Here is a 16,350-nt window from a genome sequence, read left to right as displayed (position 1 = left end):
ACCCCGGTCTTCCCGGGGAGCGGGATCCCCGCGTCCCGCGTGAAGGGGGGATGCCCCCGCTCCGCACGGCCCAAAGCACACTTGAGGAAGTCCAGAGGTTGACCCCAGGATGACGCCCATGAGCGCACCCGTGAGCAGCGACCGCCCCTTCCTGAACCGCCGGCTGGCGGCCTTCGGCACGACGATCTTCGCGGAGATGTCGGCGCTGGCCGCCCGCACCGGTTCGATCAACCTCGGTCAGGGCTTCCCCGACACCGACGGCCCGGCGGAGATCGCCGAGGCGGCCTCCCGCGCGGTCCTCACGGGCCGGGGCAACCAGTACCCGCCCGGCCCCGGCGTCCCGGAGCTGCGCACGGCCGTCGCCGCACACCAGCAGCGCTTCTACGGCCTGTCCTACGACCCCGACACCGAGGTCCTGGTCACTGCGGGCGCCACGGAGGCCATCGCGGCCTCCCTCCTCGCCCTCCTCGAACCGGGTGACGAGGTCATCGCCCTGGAGCCGTACTACGACTCGTACGCGGCCTGCATCGCGATGGCCGGCGCGGTACGCGTCCCGGTCACCCTGCGCCCGCACGCCGGAGCCTTCGCCCTCGACCTGGACGAACTGCGCGCCGCCGTCACCCCGCGCACCCGCCTGCTGCTGCTGAACACCCCGCACAATCCGACGGGCACCGTCCTCACCGCGGCCGAGCTCGCCGCGATCGCCGAGCTGGCGGTCGAGCGCGACCTGCTGGTCGTCACGGACGAGGTGTACGAGCACCTGGTCTTCGAGGGCGCCCACGTCCCCCTGGCGGGCCTGCCGGGCATGCGCGAGCGCACGGTCACCATCTCCTCGGCCGGGAAGACCTTCTCCTTCACGGGCTGGAAGGTCGGCTGGGTCACCGCCCCGCCGGAACTGGTCACGGCGGTCCGCTCGGCGAAGCAGTTCCTCACCTACGTCTCCTCGGGCCCCTTCCAGTACGCGATCGCCGAGGCCCTCGCCCTCCCCGACACGTACTACGACGCCTTCCGCGCCGACCTGGCCGCCAAGCGCGAGATCCTCGCCGACGGCCTCGCGGCGGCCGGCTTCGAGGTCTTCCGCCCGCAGGGCACGTACTTCATCACCACCGACATCACCCCCCTCGGCGAGAAGGACGGCCTCGCCTTCTGCCGCGCCCTCCCCGAACGCTGCGGCGTGGTCGCCATCCCGAACCAGGTCTTCTACGACGACAAGTCCGCCGGCGCCACCCAGGTCCGCTGGGCCTTCTGCAAGCGCGAGGACGTTCTGCGGGAGGCCGTCTCGCGGCTGCGCCGGCTCTGACCACCAGGCCTGCTTGCGGGGTGGCCGGGGGCGGTGTGAAGCTGTCGCTCGCACGAGCGCCCGAAGCCCTCACCCCCCGGTGAGCGGACCTCACCGAGAGACGGAAGTCGGGATACATGGCAACGGGCAGAGCGACGGTGTCCGCGTCGCCCCTGGAGATACGCGCGGTCCGGGCCGTACGGTCGGCCGCGCCGGCCACGGTGATAGCGCTCGGCGTGTTCGCCGCCGTGCGCGGGACCGGGGTGCTGTTGCTCGCCCTCGGGTCCTGGTGGGCCGGACGGGATCCGCTGCGGGTGCTCGGCCGGTCCTGGGACGCGGACTGGTACCTCCGGATAGCCACCAACGGCTACGGACGCACCCTGATGTTTCCCGACGCCGTCACCGGCACCGGCCCCATCCAGAGCGACCTTGCCTTCTTCCCGCTCTACCCCGCGCTGATACGGGCCGTCTCCGGCATCCTGCCCGGAGGGCCCGTCCCCGCCGCGCTCCTCATCGCCTGGACCGCCGCCGCCGTCGCCGCCGTCGGGATCTACCGGGTCGGGGAGCGGGTCATCGGGCCGCGCGCCGGACTGCTGCTCGTGGGGCTGTGGGCGGCCCTGCCGCACTCCGTGGTCCTCACCCTCGCCTACACCGAGGCCCTGCTGGCCGCCTTCGCCGCCTGGGCGCTCCACGCCCTGCTGCGCGGCCGCTGGCTGTGGGCCGCGGGCCTCGCCGTGCTCGCCGGGCTGACCCGGCCCACCGGGCTCGCCGTCGCGGCCGCCGTGTCGGCCGTGGCCCTCCACGCCATCCTCGTCCGAAGATCCCGGGCGCCCGAGGTGTGGGTGGCCGGGCTGGTGGCGCCGGCGGGCTGGGCGGCGTACGTCCTGGCCGTCGGGGTGCAGGTGCGCGACCCCTTCGGCGGCTACTTCGCCGTGCAGCGCAGCTGGGGCTCCCGCTTCGACTTCGGCGCCGGGGCGCTGCGCTCGGCGGAACGGGTGCTGACGGGCGGGCACGTGGCCTTCGCGACCACCGTGACGGTGGTCCTGCTGGCCGCGGCCGGGCTGCTGGCGGTGCTGCTGCTCCTGGACCGCACCCCGCTCGCGCTGCTCGCGTACACGGCGGTCCTGCTGGTGATGGCCTTCGGCGGGGCCGGCTTCTTCGAGTCGAAGCCGCGCTTCCTGCTGCCGGCCTTCCCGCTGCTCCTGCCGCTGGCCGCCGTCATGGCGCGAGCCCGGCCCCGCACCGCGGTCGTGGTGACCGCGGTGGTGGCCGGGCTCGGTTACGGCCACGGGCTGTACCTGCTGCTGGGGGCCCGCGTACCGCTCTAGCTCAGTTAGCGCTGTCGCCGTCGCCGTCGCTCTCGCCGTCGGTGGAGTCGATGTCGTTCTCCAGGCCGAGCTGCTCGACGAGCCACTTGTCGAACTCGATGGAGGCGCGGACCCAGCTGACCGTGGAGGACACGAAGTGCTCCAGGTTGACGCCGGTGCCGATCAGCATCTGCGCCTCACCGATCAGGCGGACCGAGCCGTCGTCGTGCGTGTGGCTGTAGACCTTCGGCCACAGGGTGCGGCGGTTCCAGTCGTCGATCGACTCGAGAAGCTGGGGCTTCTCGTCGATCTTGTGCGGACGGTCGTAGAAGGTCCGCACCGAGAAAACCTGCTGCTCGTCCTCGCCGCGGAACATGAAGTACGTGCGGAACTCCTCCCACGGCGCCGCGAGGTCACCCTCGTCGTCGACGACGTACTTGAGCTCCATCTGCTCCAGCAGCTGCTTGACCAGATCCTGGTCGGGGACGACGGGGCCCGCCGGTCCTGTGGCCTGCGGATCGGGCTGCTGCCCTCCGAAGTTCGGAATCGAGGCCGGGTCGATGCTCACCGTGTTTTTCCCTTCGTGCGGATACATGCATCCTCCCCCATCGCGCCCACCTTGTGTCCAGCCCGGGCGGCTACGATCCGCTCGCAGCGGACAGAGGATCCGCCGGGCGGAGGGGGCGGGATGAACAGGCTTGCGAAGATCGGCGTGGGGATGGGCGTCGCGGTGGGGCTCGTCCTCGTCCCGGGCTCACCCTTCGGGCTGTTCCTCGCCTTCTTCTTCGGGGACCCGTACGGCGACGAGAAGTACGCGTACAACTACGACGTGTCCGTCCCCGACGACAGGTCGTCGCTGGCCGTCATGGACTGCACCGACGCCCTGGCCTTCGCCCACGCGCAGCTGCCCGCGGCGGGCCTCGACGCGGACTGCCGCACCAGCCCCGTCCCCGGGCACACCAGGGTCGTCGCCACGTTCCGGATGGAACGCACCGCTGCCCACGACTGGCTCACGGCCACGTACCTGACGGCACAGCCGAACAACACGTGCGCGCTGTCCGACTGCGGCGAGGATCGGTGGCCGGCGCAGGACTCTCCTGAGACCGCGAGGTACGTGAGGTACGGGGTCGTGCGGCTCGCGGACGGGACCGACCGGGTGGAGATCCTGGCCTCGGCGCCGGCGCGTTAGCAGCGCGGCGGCGCCGAGGAGCCGGGAGCCGGGCCGGGCGGTGCGGCTAGAGGGCCTTGCCGACCAGCAGGTCCTCGCCCGCCACGTCGACCCGTACGGTGTCGCCGTCGCGGACCTCGCCCGAGAGGATCTCCTTGGCCAGCCGGTCGCCGATCGCCGTCTGGATCAGGCGGCGCAGCGGCCGGGCGCCGTACGCCGGGTCGTTGCCCTTGACCGCCAGCCAGGCCAGGGCCTCGGGCGTGACGTCCAGGGTGAGGCGCCGGTCGGCCAGGCGCTTGGCCAGGCGGCCGATCTGCAGCTCGGCGATGTGCGCGAGCTCGTCGCCGGTCAGGGCGGAGAAGACCACCAGGTCGTCCAGGCGGTTCAGGAACTCGGGCTTGAAGCTCGCCCGGACCACCTCCAGGACCTTCTGCTTCTTCTCCTCCGCCGGGGTGAGCGGATCCATCAAGAACTGACTGCCCAGGTTCGAGGTCAGGATCAGGATGGTGTTGCGGAAGTCCACGGTCCGGCCCTGGCCGTCCGTGAGGCGGCCGTCGTCCAGGACCTGGAGCAGGATGTCGAAGACCTCGGGGTGGGCCTTCTCCACCTCGTCCAGGAGCACCACGCTGTACGGGCGGCGGCGCACGGCCTCCGTGAGCTGGCCGCCCTCCTCGTAGCCGACGTAGCCGGGCGGGGCGCCGACCAGGCGGGCCACGCTGTGCTTCTCGCCGTACTCCGACATGTCGATGCGGATCATGGCCCGCTCGTCGTCGAAGAGGAAGTCGGCGAGGGCCTTGGCCAGCTCCGTCTTGCCGACGCCCGTCGGGCCGAGGAAGAGGAAGGAGCCGGTCGGGCGGTCGGGGTCGGCGATGCCGGCGCGGGTGCGGCGCACGGCGTCCGAGACGGCCCGTACGGCCTCGCCCTGGCCGATCAGGCGGCGGCCCAGCTCGTCCTCCATGCGGAGCAGCTTCTGGGTCTCGCCCTCCAGCAGGCGGCCCGCCGGAATGCCCGTCCAGGCGCCCACCACGTCCGCGATGTCGTCGGGGCCGACCTCGTCCTTGACCATCGTCCCCTTGGACGCCTCGGCCTCGGCCTCGGTGGCCTCCGCCAGCTCGCGCTCCAGGGTCGGGATCTCCCCGTAGAGCAGCTTGGAGGCGGTGTCGAAGTCCCCGTCGCGCTGGGCGCGCTCGGCCTGGCCGCGCAGGTCGTCCAGGCGCTCCTTGAGCTCGCCGACCCGGTTGAGGGACTGCTTCTCCTTCTCCCAGCGGGCGGTCAGGCCCCGCAGGTCCTCCTCCTTGTCGGCGAGGTCCTTGCGGATCTTCTCCAGGCGCTCCATCGAGGCCGGGTCGGACTCGTTCTTCAGCGCCAGCTCCTCCATGCGCAGACGGTCCACGGAGCGCTGGAGCTCGTCGATCTCCAGGGGAGAGGAGTCGATCTCCATGCGCAGCCGGGACGCGGCCTCGTCGACGAGGTCGATGGCCTTGTCGGGGAGGAAGCGGGAGGTGATGTACCGGTCGGAGAGGGTCGCGGCGGCCACGAGGGCGCTGTCGTTGATGACGACCTTGTGGTGGGCCTCGTAGCGGCCCTTGAGCCCGCGCAGGATCGCGATCGTGTCCTCGACGGACGGCTCGGCGACCAGCACCTGCTGGAAGCGCCGCTCCAGCGCCGGGTCCTTCTCGATGCGCTCGCGGTACTCGTCGAGGGTGGTCGCGCCGACCATGCGCAGTTCACCGCGGGCCAGCATGGGCTTGAGCATGTTGCCCGCGTCCATGGCGGAGTCGCCGCCGGCGCCCGCGCCGACGACCGTGTGCAGCTCGTCGATGAAGGTGATGATCTGCCCGTCGCTGGACTTGATCTCCGCGAGCACGGTCTTCAGGCGCTCCTCGAACTCGCCGCGGTACTTGGCGCCGGCGACCATCGCGCCGAGGTCCAGGGAGACCAGGCGCTTGTTCTTGAGGGACTCGGGGACGTCGCCCTTGACGATGCGCTGGGCCAGGCCCTCGACGACGGCCGTCTTGCCGACGCCGGGCTCGCCGATGAGCACCGGGTTGTTCTTCGTACGGCGCGAGAGCACCTGCACGACGCGGCGGATCTCGTGGTCGCGGCCGATGACCGGGTCGAGCTTGCCCTCGCGCGCGGCCGCCGTGAAGTCCGTGCCGAACTTCTCCAGGGCCTTGTACTGGCCCTCGGGGTCGGGGGTGGTCACCCGCCGTCCTCCTCGTGCGTTCTCGAAGGCGGCCAGCAGCTTCTTCGCGCTCGCGCCCTGGGTGGAAAGGACCTCGCCCGCCGCGCCGCCCTTGGCGGCGATGGCGATGAGCAGGTGTTCGGTGGAGAGGTACTCGTCGCCGAGCCTGCCCGCCCGGGTGTCGGCCTCGGCGAGTACGGCGAGCAGGTCGCGGGTGGGCTGCGGGGGCGCGACCGTGGAGCCGGTGACGCTGGGCAGGGCGGCCAGCAGCCGCTCCGCACCGGCCCGCACCTCGGCCTGGTCGGCGTCGGTGGCGGCCAGCAGGTCGGTGACGTTCTCGTTGTCCTCGCCGGCGAGCAGGGCCAGCAGCAGGTGCGCGGGGGTCAGGTCGGCGTGGCCGTCCTTGACGGCCCTGCCGGTGGCCGCGTTCAGCGCGTCCCGGCTCTTGTTGGTCAGCTCGGCGTCCACTGCGTCTTCTCCTCTCCCCAAGGGGTAAATCCGACGAATCTGACAGAGACAACCTATGCAAAGTTGAGTCTATTCCACTCAAGGCAGGTGAGGACACCATCGGCCCGTACCCTTCGGCCCATGTCCCATGACGTACTCAACCCGACGCCCGAGTACCTCGCCTTCTGGCGGGAGCGGCACGTCTGCACGCTGACCACCCCGCGCCCCGACGGCACGCCCCACGTGGTGCCGGTGGGCGTGACGTACGACCCGGAGGCCGGGGTGGCACGGGTGATCAGCAACAAGCACAGCAAGAAGGTGCGCAACGTCCTCGCGGCACAGGGGGCTCCGGCCGGGGCCCGGGTCGCGGTCTGCCAGATGGAAGGGCGCCGCTGGGCCACCCTCGAAGGGCGCGCGGTGATCCGTACGGACGAGGCGTCGGTCGCCGACGCCGTGGCCCGCTACGCGCAGCGGTACGGCCGGACGCCGTCGCCCAATCCCGACCGCGTGGTCATCGAGATCGCCCTGGACCGGGCCATGGGTCGCGCGTGAGCCGTTGATTCTTCATCTTGTCCGGTTCAGGCACTGGACGCGGGCATCACAACGGCGCCATCGTGGTCAGGTCCACGATGGCGCCGTTGTGTGGGGGTAGCGCCTGAGCGATCTGCAACGACGGGGGAATCGCTTCAGGCACTGCGGGGGGTGGCGGTGGTGATATCGGGTTCGAAGAGCTGGTGGTCGCGCTGATCGAGATTGACGAAGACCATTCCGTAGCGCACCTCGCAGCGGACGGGCTGCGGCGCGCCGCGCGGGCGGCGCAGGCACCGGTAGGCACGTACGTCCTCGTCCTCCTCACGCACGACGACGATCGGTTGGCCGAACAGGGTGACCATCAGCGAATCGCCAGCGTGGGGGATGGCCGTGGCGAGATCGATGAACTGCCACCCCGAGCGGTAGGCGGATGCCATCTCGCGGCGGAAACCGCGATCGTCGGGGGTCACGCGGACACCGTCACAGGAGCCTGGGTCCAGCCTGTATCGGCACCTCCGCCCAGCCGGCCGCTGGTCCAGCCGGTGTCGGCGTACTTACCCACGGGAGCCGTGGTCCAGCCGGTGTCGAACTCCGTGCTCGTCAGGCTCGTGTCCTGACCGCCCCTAGCGCTCCCCGCGTCACTTTCGACGGCGCTGACTGCCCCAAAAACCGCAACGGCGGAGAAACCTATGGCAAGCACCGAGCGAAGCATTCTCTTGAACATGGTCGGCTTCGTCCTCACTTGATGGAATCCTCTCCCCCGCGTGTCAGACGATGGCTCATTCAGGCACGTCAATGCCACAGGGACGATGCATCATGTTCTTGCATGTTCAGGACCCTGGGGGGTGGAGATTTGACGCGAAACGGGACAATGGCGACACATCCCCACCCCGTCACGTCCATGTGCGCCGAGGGAACGCGGCTCTACGCGACCGCACTGAGCACCGGCCGGATCGCCCGGGGCGAGATCCAGAACGCCCCCTGCCTGCTTGAATTCGCTCTTCTGCAGCCCGACCCGGATGACGCGAACCAACTGCGCCCGGTTCCCCCGTCCGTCGCTTTGGCTCAACGGCTCCATCCGATTGAACGCGAGATCCAGGACCGTCGGCGCAGCGCTGTAGATCTCACCGACACTTTCGAGCCTTTCCTGGCCATCAGCGCGCAGAGCCCGGCCAACACCCACGCCATCACCGTGCTGGAGGGCTTCGAGCGGATCAACGCCGCCCTCAACCTCGCGACGGCCGAATGCCACACCGAGGTACTGACGGTACAGCCGGGCGGGGCCCGGCCCTCCGAGGCCCTCACCCAGGCCCTGGAGCGCGATCAGCCGCTGATCGACCGCGGGGTCAGCATCCGGACGCTCTACCAGCACACCGCGCGGCACAGCCAGGGCACGCTCGCCTACGTGGACCGCATCTCCACGGGGAAGGTGGAGATCCGCACGCTCGAAGAGCTGATAGAGCGCCTCATCATCTTCGACCGCACGGTCGCCTTCATCCCGGTCAGCGACGACCGCCGGGTCGCGCTGGAACTGCGCCACCCCGGCCTCGTCGACTACCTCATCAAGGTGTTCGAGCAGCTGTGGCACCGCGCCGTGCCCCTCCAGGAGGAAGTGACCTACCGCAGGACCCCCGGCGGGATATCGGGCGTGCAGCGGACCATCGCGCAGCTCCTCATCGAGGGCCACGTCGACGAGGCCATCGCCCGCCGCCTCGGCATGAACGTGCGCACCTGCCGGGCCCACATCGCCAAGCTCGCCACGACCCTCGGCAGCGGCAGCCGTGCCCAGCTCGGCTACCTCATCGCCCAGTCGGGCATCCTGGGCCGGTCCTCCGCCCCGGAGCGGGACTGCGACGGGGACCTGGACCAGGACCCCCACGAGGACCGGGAAGGCCTCTAGAACGCCGTCAGGCCCCGCCCTGGAGGGGCGGAGCCTGAACGTACGAGAGCGGGACCGGGGTCAGTCCATCGGCCGCTTGGGGCTGGGCCGCCAGACGACCAGGGCACTGCCCGGCTGCGGGGGCTGGTACTTGACCAGGTCGCGCCGGTACGAGGCGTGCACCTGGGCCTCGCGGGCCTGCAGCGTGGCGGCCGCGCCGTCCACCGCCGCGGAGAGCTCGGCCACGCGCTGCTGGAGCGCGGCGACCTGGTTCTCCAGTTCGATGATCCGCTTGATGCCCGCCAGGTTGATGCCCTCGTCCTGGGACAGCGCCTGCACCGTGCGGAGCAGTTCGATGTCACGGGCCGAGTAGCGCCGGCCGCGGCCGGCCGTACGGTCCGGGGAGACCAGGCCGAGACGGTCGTACTGGCGCAGGGTCTGCGGATGCAGACCCGAGAGCCGGGCGGCCACCGAGATCACGTAGACCGGGGTCTCGTCGGTGAGTTGGTAGCCCCCGCCCAAGCGGGAGGACTGTCGTCGGCGGCCGTCCATGCTCATGCTCCCTTCGCGGACTCGAACAGCGCGGAGCGCGGGTCCTCGGACTCCGTCGCCTCGCGGTACATCTCCAGCGCCTCACGGGCCTTGTCCGACAGCTCGGTCGGAACAGCGACCTCCACCGTCACCAGCAGGTCGCCGCGGGTGCCGTCCTTGCGGACCGCCCCCTTGCCGCGGGCCCGCATGGTCCGTCCGTTGGGGGTGCCCGGCGGCAGCTTCAGCGTCACCGAGGGGCCGTTCAAGGTCGGGACCTTGACGTCGGCACCCAGCGCCGCCTCCGCGAACGTCACCGGCACGGTCACCGTCAGATTGTCGTCCTTACGGCCGAACACGGGGTGCGAATCGACGTGCACGACCACGTAGAGGTCACCGGCGGGACCGCCGCGCTCGCCCGGCGCACCCTTGCCGCGCAGCCGGATCCGCTGGCCGTTGGAGACGCCCGCCGGGATCCGGACCTGCATGGTGCGGGAGGAACGGGCCCGGCCGCTGCCCTTGCAGACCTCGCAGGGGGTCTCCGCGATCAGGCCGCGGCCCTTGCAGTCCGCGCAGGGGTCGGTCAGCGAGAAGCCGCCGCCGCTGCCCCGCGAGACCTGGCCGGTGCCGACGCAGGTCGGGCACACGCGGGGCGTGCCGTTCTTGTCGCCGGTGCCCGAACAGGCCTTGCAGGGCGCCTGGGAGGACATCCGGAGCGGGACCGTGGCCCCGTCCACCGCCTCCGTGAAGGAGAGGGTGACCTCCGACTCGATGTCCTGGCCTCGGCGCGGCTGGGTACGGGTGCCCGCACCCGGGCCGGCGCCGCGGTTGAAGAGGCCGCCGAAGACGTCACCCAGGCCGCCGCCGAAGCCGCCGGCCTGGCCGGCGCCCTGCTGGGTGCCGCCGAAGAGGTCGCCCAGGTCGAAGTTGAACGAGCCGCCGCCCCCGCCCGGCCCGGGGCGGAAGCCACCGTTGCCGAACAGGGCGCGCGCCTCGTCGTACTCCTTGCGCTTCTTCGGGTCGCCGAGGATGTCGTTCGCCTCGGAGATCTCCTTGAAGCGCTCCTCGGCGGAGGCGTCGCCCTTGTTGGCGTCCGGGTGGAACTCGCGCGCGAGCTTCCGGTACGCCTTCTTGACCTCTGCCTCGGTGGCGTCCTTCGGGACACCGAGGACCTTGTAGTAGTCCTTCTCGACGAAGTCCTTCGTGCTCATCCCCGGTGTCCCTCCTCTCGTGCCTCTACGTGTGGTGCATCAGCCCTCGTCGGGGGCATCCGCGTCCTTGTCCGACGGCCCTTCGCCCTCCGCGACCGCTGCGTCGGAACCGGAGGCCTTGGGGGTCGCGCCCGGCTGGGGCTCGGCCACCGCGACCCGTGCGGGACGGATCGTACGCTCGCCGATCCGGTACCCCGGCTGAAGGATCGCCACGCAGGTGTCCTCGGTGATGTCCGGCGCGTACGAGTGCATCAGGGCCTCGTGGATCGTCGGGTCGAAGGGCTCGCCCTCCTTGCCGAACTGCTGCAGCCCCATCTTGGCGGCCACCGTCTCCAGCGATTCGGCCACCGACTTGAAGCCGCCGACCAGCTCGCCATGCTCCCGCGCCCGGCCGATGTCGTCCAGGGTCGGGAGGAGCTCCGTCAGGAGGGACGCGACCGCGATCTCCTTGACGGTGATCCGGTCCCGCTCCACCCGGCGGCGGTAGTTCTGGTACTCCGCCTGCAGCCGCTGGAGGTCCGCGGTGCGCTCGGAGAGCGCCGTACGGGCCTGGTCCAGCTGCGCCAGCAGCGCTACGTCCTGTGCTGCGTCCCCGGCCGGGGCCGCCGCCTCCTCCTGGGCGGAGTCGGCGGCCTTCGGCTCGGCGTCGTTCTGACCGGCGTCGGGGACTTCGGGCTTCTCGTCGAAACCCGGGGTCTCCTCCGACATCAGGCAGCGCCACCCTTCGGCTTCTCGTCGTCGACGATCTCGGCGTCGACGACGTCGTCGTCGGCCTTGGCCTGCTGGGCACCCTCGGCGCCCGCGGCACCGGCGGCGCCCTGAGCGGCCTGGGCATCGGCGTAGATGGCCTGGCCGAGCTTCTGGCTGACCGCGGCGAGCTTCTCGGTCGCGGTGCGGATCTCGGCCGTGTCCTCGCCCTTGAGGGTCTCCTTCAGCTCGGAGACGGCCGCCTCGACCTCGGTCTTGACGTCGGCCGGGACCTTGTCCTCGTTGTCCTTGACGAACTTCTCCGTCTGGTAGACGAGCTGCTCGCCCTGGTTGCGGGACTCGGCCGCCTCCTTGCGACGGAGGTCCTCGTCCGCGTACTGCTCCGCCTCCTGGCGCATGCGGTCGACCTCGTCCTTGCCGAGCGAAGAGCCGCCGGTGACGGTCATCTTCTGCTCCTTGCCCGTGCCGAGGTCCTTGGCCGTGACGTGCATGATGCCGTTCGCGTCGATGTCGAAGGAGACCTCGATCTGCGGGACGCCACGCGGGGCCGGCGGCAGGCCGGTCAGCTCGAACATGCCGAGCTTCTTGTTGTACGCCGCGATCTCGCGCTCGCCCTGGTAGACCTGGATCTGCACGGACGGCTGGTTGTCCTCGGCCGTCGTGAAGATCTCGGACCGCTTGGTCGGGATCGTGGTGTTGCGCTCGATGAGCTTGGTCATGATGCCGCCCTTGGTCTCGATACCGAGGGACAGCGGGGTCACGTCGAGGAGCAGGACGTCCTTGACCTCACCCTTGAGCACACCGGCCTGGAGGGTGGCGCCGATGGCGACGACCTCGTCCGGGTTGACGCCCTTGTTGGCGTCCTGACCGCCGGTGAGCTCCTTGACGAGCTCGGCGACGGCCGGCATGCGGGTGGAGCCGCCGACCAGGACCACGTGGTCGATCTCGGACAGCGCGATGCCGGCGTCCTTGATGACGTTGTGGAACGGGGTCTTGCAACGGTCGAGCAGGTCCGCGGTCAGCTGCTGGAACTGGGCGCGCGTGAGCTTCTCGTCCAGGTGCAGCGGGCCCTCGGCGGAAGCCGTGATGTAGGGCAGGTTGATCGTGGTCTCCGTGGAGGAGGACAGCTCGATCTTCGCCTTCTCGGCGGCCTCGCGCAGACGCTGGAGCGCCATCTTGTCCTTGGACAGGTCGACGCCGTGGCCGTTGGCGAACTGCTTCACCAGGTAGTCGACGACGCGCTGGTCCCAGTCGTCGCCACCGAGGTGGTTGTCACCGTTGGTGGCCTTGACCTCGACGACGCCGTCGCCGATCTCCAGGAGCGACACGTCGAAGGTGCCGCCACCGAGGTCGAAGACGAGAATGGTCTGGTCGTCCTTGTCGAGACCGTAGGCCAGGGCGGCGGCGGTCGGCTCGTTGACGATGCGCAGGACGTTCAGGCCCGCGATCTCACCGGCCTCCTTCGTCGCCTGACGCTCGGAGTCGTTGAAGTAGGCCGGGACGGTGATGACCGCGTCCGTGACCTTCTCACCCAGGTACGCCTCGGCGTCGCGCTTCAGCTTCTGCAGGATGAAGGCGCTCATCTGCTGCGGGTTGAAGTCCTTGCCATCCAGGTTGATCTTCCAGTCAGTGCCCATGTGGCGCTTGACGGAGCGGATGGTCCGGTCCACGTTTGTGACCGCCTGGCGCTTGGCCACCTCGCCGACGAGCACCTCACCGTTCTTGGCGAAGGCGACGACGGACGGCGTGGTCCTGGCGCCCTCGGCGTTGGTGATGACGGTGGGCTCGCCGCCTTCCAGAACGCTGACGACGGAGTTAGTGGTGCCCAGGTCGATGCCGACCGCACGTGCCATTTCAATTCCTCCAGCTGACTTGAGTGGAACAGACTCAACCATGCCGTATCGCTGCGCTTGCGTCAACAGAACTGAGCCGGGTCGACTCAACCTTTAAGTGGCACTTACGCGCAACCCTGGGGCCCGGGCGCGGCCCTGCCCCCTGGGGCTCCGCCCCAGACCCCGCTCCTCAAACGCCGGAGGGGCTGAAAATCCAGCCCCGCCGGCGTTTGAGGCGCGGGGGTCTGGGGGCAGGGCCCCCAGCGGCGAAGCCGGGGCCGAACGGGTCACCGTGGCCGCGCGGCACCGCAAGACCGCCGGAGGCATACGGCAGCGTGCTGGCATGCCGCTCACACTCACCGCCCCCCGGCTACGGGTCCGCGTACCCACGGCCCCGCCGGCGAAAAGGGTGGTCGACCTCATCGGAGCGGCGATCCTGCTGATCCTGCTCGCGCCGGCCCTGGGCCCGGCCACCGCACTGCTGTACGCGACCCGGCGCGGCCGCCCCTTCGTACGGGAGCCCGCCGCCGGCCTGGCCGGGAGGCCGTTCCGCACGTGGCGGCTCCGCACCGACGGCACGGGCCGGCTCGGCACGGCCCTGGATCGCTGCGCCCTCGACGGGCTCCCCCAGCTGATCAACGTGCTCCGCGGCGAGATGTCACTGGTCGGGCCGCGCCCGGAAGCCCGTACGGACCGCCCCGACCGGCTGCTCGTACGCCCCGGAATGACCGGTTTGTGGCAGGTGAGCGCGCGCTCGGACCTCCCCTGGGAGGAGATGGCTCTGCTGGACCGGCATTATGTGGAGAACCACTGGCTCGGGATGGACCTCGCGATCCTTGCGCAGACCCCGCGGGCGGCCTACAGACAAAGGCTCGCCTGAGCGACACAGATCACCGCACGCTCGGCTACATTGCGGCGTCGGGAATGGGTAACCTCAAGCCTTGACTTCATAAGTTACCGCTTAGTAAGTGCCGCCCGAGGAGCCCTCCCATGCAACTCGCCGCGATCATCGTGTCGCTGGTCCTGACCGTGGTCGGCGTCGCGCTGCTCGCCCGAGCCGTGGCGCAGATCTACCGTTTCGTGAAGCTCGGCCAGGCCGTGCCGGCCGGCAGCCGCACGGACGACCCGAAGGCCCGAACCCTCACCCTCGTCCGGGAGTTCCTCGGCCACAGCCGGATGAACCGCTGGGGCATCGTCGGCTTCGCGCACTGGTTCGTCGCGATCGGCTTCCTGACGCTGCCGCCCACCCTCGCGCAGGCGTACGGCCAGCTGTTCCAGGCCGACTGGACGCTGCCGATCGTCGGCGGCTTCCTGCCGTTCGAGCTCTACATCGAGTTCATCGGCCTGATGACGGTCGTCGGCATCGTCGTCCTGATGGCGATCCGACTGCTCAGCCTGCCCTCCCGGGCCGGCCGCAAGTCGCGCTTCACCGGCTCGAAGGCCTGGCAGGCGTACTTCGTCGAGTACATCATCCTCACCATCGGCCTCGCGATCCTGTGCCTGCGCGGCCTCGAGGGCGCGATCCACCACGTGGACTCGTACGAGCCGGCGTACTTCGTCTCGTACCCGCTGGTCCTGGCCTTCGACGGGCTCTCGGCGAGCGCGCTGCAGAACGCCATCTACTTCACCGCGATGATCAAGATCGGCACCTCGCTGATCTGGATGATCGTCGTCTCGCTCAACACCAACATGGGTGTCGCCTGGCACCGCTTCCTCGGCTTCCCGAACATCTGGTTCAAGCGGAACGCGGACGGCGCGACCGCGCTCGGCGCGCTCCAGCCGATGACCAGCGGCGGCAAGGTCATCGACTTCGAGGACCCGGGCGAGGACGACGTCTTCGGCGTCTCCCAGGTCGAGCAGTTCTCCTGGAAGGGCATCCTCGACTTCTCCACGTGTACGGAGTGCGGTCGCTGCCAGTCGCAGTGCCCGGCCTGGAACACGGGCAAGCCGCTGTCCCCGAAGCTCCTCATCATGTCGCTGCGCGACCACGCGCACGCCAAGGCCCCGTACCTGCTCGCGGGCGGCGGCAAGGACATGGAGGGCAACGAGAAGGCCACGGCGGAGCAGCTGAAGGACGTCCCGGCCGCGGCCATCGCGGAGGCCGAGCGCCCGCTGATCGGCACCGTCGAGGAGAACGGCGTCATCGACCCGGACGTGCTGTGGTCCTGCACGACCTGCGGTGCGTGCGTGGAGCAGTGCCCGGTCGACATCGAGCACATCGACCACATCGTCGACATGCGCCGCTACCAGGTGATGATCGAGAGCGCGTTCCCGTCCGAGGCGGGCACGATGCTCAAGAACCTGGAGAAGAAGGGCAACCCCTGGGGCCTGGCGAAGAAGCAGCGCGTCGAGTGGACCAAGGAGGTGGACTTCGAGGTCCCGATCATCGGCAAGGACGCGGAGGACCTCTCCGAGTTCGACTACCTCTACTGGGTCGGCTGCGCCGGCGCGCTGGAGGACCGGGCCAAGAAGACCACGAAGGCCTTCGCGGAGCTGCTGAACATCGCGGGCGTCAAGTTCGCGATCATGGGCGGCGACGAGAAGTGCACCGGTGACTCGCCGCGCCGCCTGGGCAACGAGCCGCTGTTCCAGCAGCTGGGCCAGGAGAACGTGGCCATGCTGAACATGGCGTTCGGCGAGGACGACGAGGACCCGTCGACGAAGAAGCCGAAGTCGGCGAAGCGGATCGTCTCGACCTGCCCGCACTGCTTCAACACCATCGCGAACGAGTACCCGCAGCTGGGCGGCGAGTACGAGGTCATCCACCACACGCAGCTGCTGCAGCACCTGATCGACGAGGGCCGCCTCACGCCGGTCACGCCGGTGGACGGCCTGATCACCTACCACGACCCCTGCTACCTGGGCCGGCACAACAAGGTCTACACGCCGCCGCGCGAGATCATGTCGGCCGTGCCGGGCCTGCGCCAGCAGGAGATGCACCGCCACAAGGAGCGGGGCTTCTGCTGTGGCGCCGGTGGCGCGCGGATGTGGATGGAGGAGCGGATCGGCAAGCGCATCAACAACGAGCGCGTCGACGAGGCCCTGTCCCTGAACCCGGACATCGTCTCCACCGCCTGCCCCTTCTGCCTCGTCATGCTCACCGACTCGGTGAACGGCAAGAAGAACGACGGCCAGGCGAAGGAACACGTCCAGGTGGTCGACGTGGCGCAGCTGCTGCTGGACTCGGTGAAGACGCCGGGCCCGACGGAGGCGGAGCTGGCCGCGCTGGCGGCGGAGGCGGAAGCCGAGGCGGCTGCCGCGGCGGAGGCCGAGGC

General features: G+C 70.1%; 13 protein-coding genes and 1 pseudogene. 7 read left to right on the top strand and 7 right to left on the bottom strand.

Annotated features, from left to right (window positions below; genetic code table 11):
* Positions 1-109 precede the first annotated feature (109 nt).
* Both ACIPYQ_RS30655 and ACIPYQ_RS30650 read left to right on the top strand, forming a co-directional pair.
* Positions 110-1,300 carry a pyridoxal phosphate-dependent aminotransferase gene (locus ACIPYQ_RS30655; RefSeq protein WP_401257141.1) on the top strand — a complete coding sequence of 397 codons (1,191 nt, stop codon included), beginning with the start codon at positions 110-112 and terminating at the stop codon, positions 1,298-1,300.
* Between the two features lie 116 nt (positions 1,301-1,416).
* Positions 1,417-2,607 (top strand): hypothetical protein, encoded by a 1,191-nt coding sequence (locus tag ACIPYQ_RS30650; protein WP_361752285.1) that lies wholly within the window; start codon positions 1,417-1,419, stop codon positions 2,605-2,607.
* A gap of 1 nt (position 2,608) precedes the next feature.
* Here ACIPYQ_RS30650 and ACIPYQ_RS30645 read toward each other — a convergent pair whose 3' ends face one another.
* The gene (locus ACIPYQ_RS30645; protein WP_361752283.1) at positions 2,609-3,154 is read right to left on the bottom strand and encodes a YbjN domain-containing protein; all 546 of its coding nucleotides are present in this window, start codon (positions 3,152-3,154) and stop codon (positions 2,609-2,611) included.
* 120 nt (positions 3,155-3,274) lie between these two features.
* Here ACIPYQ_RS30645 and ACIPYQ_RS30640 point away from each other — a divergent pair, with 120 nt between their 5' ends.
* The gene (locus ACIPYQ_RS30640) at positions 3,275-3,775 is read left to right on the top strand and encodes a hypothetical protein (protein WP_401257139.1); all 501 of its coding nucleotides are present in this window, start codon (positions 3,275-3,277) and stop codon (positions 3,773-3,775) included.
* 46 nt (positions 3,776-3,821) lie between these two features.
* Here the strand turns inward: ACIPYQ_RS30640 and clpB are convergent, their stop codons facing one another.
* Entirely contained in the window at positions 3,822-6,407 is a 2,586-nt protein-coding gene (clpB, locus tag ACIPYQ_RS30635; RefSeq protein ID WP_401257138.1) for an ATP-dependent chaperone ClpB, read from the bottom strand.
* Positions 6,408-6,527: 120 nt separating this feature from the next.
* Here clpB and ACIPYQ_RS30630 point away from each other — a divergent pair, with 120 nt between their 5' ends.
* Positions 6,528-6,938 carry a pyridoxamine 5'-phosphate oxidase family protein gene (locus tag ACIPYQ_RS30630; RefSeq protein WP_401257136.1) on the top strand — a complete coding sequence of 137 codons (411 nt, stop codon included), beginning with the start codon at positions 6,528-6,530 and terminating at the stop codon, positions 6,936-6,938.
* Positions 6,939-7,072: 134 nt separating this feature from the next.
* Here ACIPYQ_RS30630 and ACIPYQ_RS30625 read toward each other — a convergent pair whose 3' ends face one another.
* Positions 7,073-7,354 (bottom strand): (2Fe-2S)-binding protein, encoded by a 282-nt coding sequence (locus ACIPYQ_RS30625; protein WP_051858941.1) that lies wholly within the window; start codon positions 7,352-7,354, stop codon positions 7,073-7,075.
* A 389-nt stretch (positions 7,355-7,743) separates the two neighbouring features.
* On the opposite strand from ACIPYQ_RS30625, the gene ACIPYQ_RS30620 reads away from it, so the two are divergent.
* Positions 7,744-8,817, top strand: coding sequence for a helix-turn-helix transcriptional regulator (locus tag ACIPYQ_RS30620; RefSeq protein ID WP_401257134.1), 1,074 nt, complete (start codon positions 7,744-7,746; stop codon positions 8,815-8,817).
* Between the two features lie 60 nt (positions 8,818-8,877).
* Here the strand turns inward: ACIPYQ_RS30620 and ACIPYQ_RS30615 are convergent, their stop codons facing one another.
* The 4 genes from ACIPYQ_RS30615 to dnaK are packed head-to-tail and all read right to left on the bottom strand — an operon-like array spanning position 8,878 to position 13,096.
* Entirely contained in the window at positions 8,878-9,348 is a 471-nt protein-coding gene (locus ACIPYQ_RS30615) for a heat shock protein transcriptional repressor HspR (protein WP_401257132.1), read from the bottom strand.
* Positions 9,349-9,350: 2 nt separating this feature from the next.
* Positions 9,351-10,535 (bottom strand): molecular chaperone DnaJ, encoded by a 1,185-nt coding sequence (gene dnaJ, locus ACIPYQ_RS30610; protein WP_401257131.1) that lies wholly within the window; start codon positions 10,533-10,535, stop codon positions 9,351-9,353.
* A gap of 39 nt (positions 10,536-10,574) precedes the next feature.
* Positions 10,575-11,243: a nucleotide exchange factor GrpE gene (gene grpE, locus ACIPYQ_RS30605; RefSeq protein WP_361752271.1), complete on the bottom strand. Its 669-nt coding sequence runs from the start codon at positions 11,241-11,243 to the stop codon at positions 10,575-10,577.
* Positions 11,243-13,096, bottom strand: coding sequence for a molecular chaperone DnaK (gene dnaK / locus ACIPYQ_RS30600; protein WP_361752269.1), 1,854 nt, complete (start codon positions 13,094-13,096; stop codon positions 11,243-11,245). Before dnaK ends, grpE begins: the two co-directional genes overlap by 1 nt.
* 322 nt (positions 13,097-13,418) lie before the next feature.
* On the opposite strand from dnaK, the gene ACIPYQ_RS30595 reads away from it, so the two are divergent.
* Both ACIPYQ_RS30595 and ACIPYQ_RS30590 read left to right on the top strand, forming a co-directional pair.
* Positions 13,419-13,955, top strand: a complete 537-nt coding sequence (locus ACIPYQ_RS30595) for a sugar transferase (RefSeq protein ID WP_401257129.1) — start codon at positions 13,419-13,421, stop codon at positions 13,953-13,955.
* Positions 13,956-14,065: 110 nt separating this feature from the next.
* Positions 14,066-16,273: pseudogene (locus ACIPYQ_RS30590) on the top strand ((Fe-S)-binding protein); the annotation flags it as partial.
* Positions 16,274-16,350: the final 77 nt, after the last annotated feature.

Origin of the sequence: Streptomyces sp. NPDC090045, from assembly GCF_044747975.1 — a bacterium.
Lineage (GTDB): Bacteria > Actinomycetota > Actinomycetes > Streptomycetales > Streptomycetaceae > Streptomyces.
Note: the sequence above shows the minus strand (reverse complement) of the source record. Positions and strands in the feature narration are given on the sequence as shown.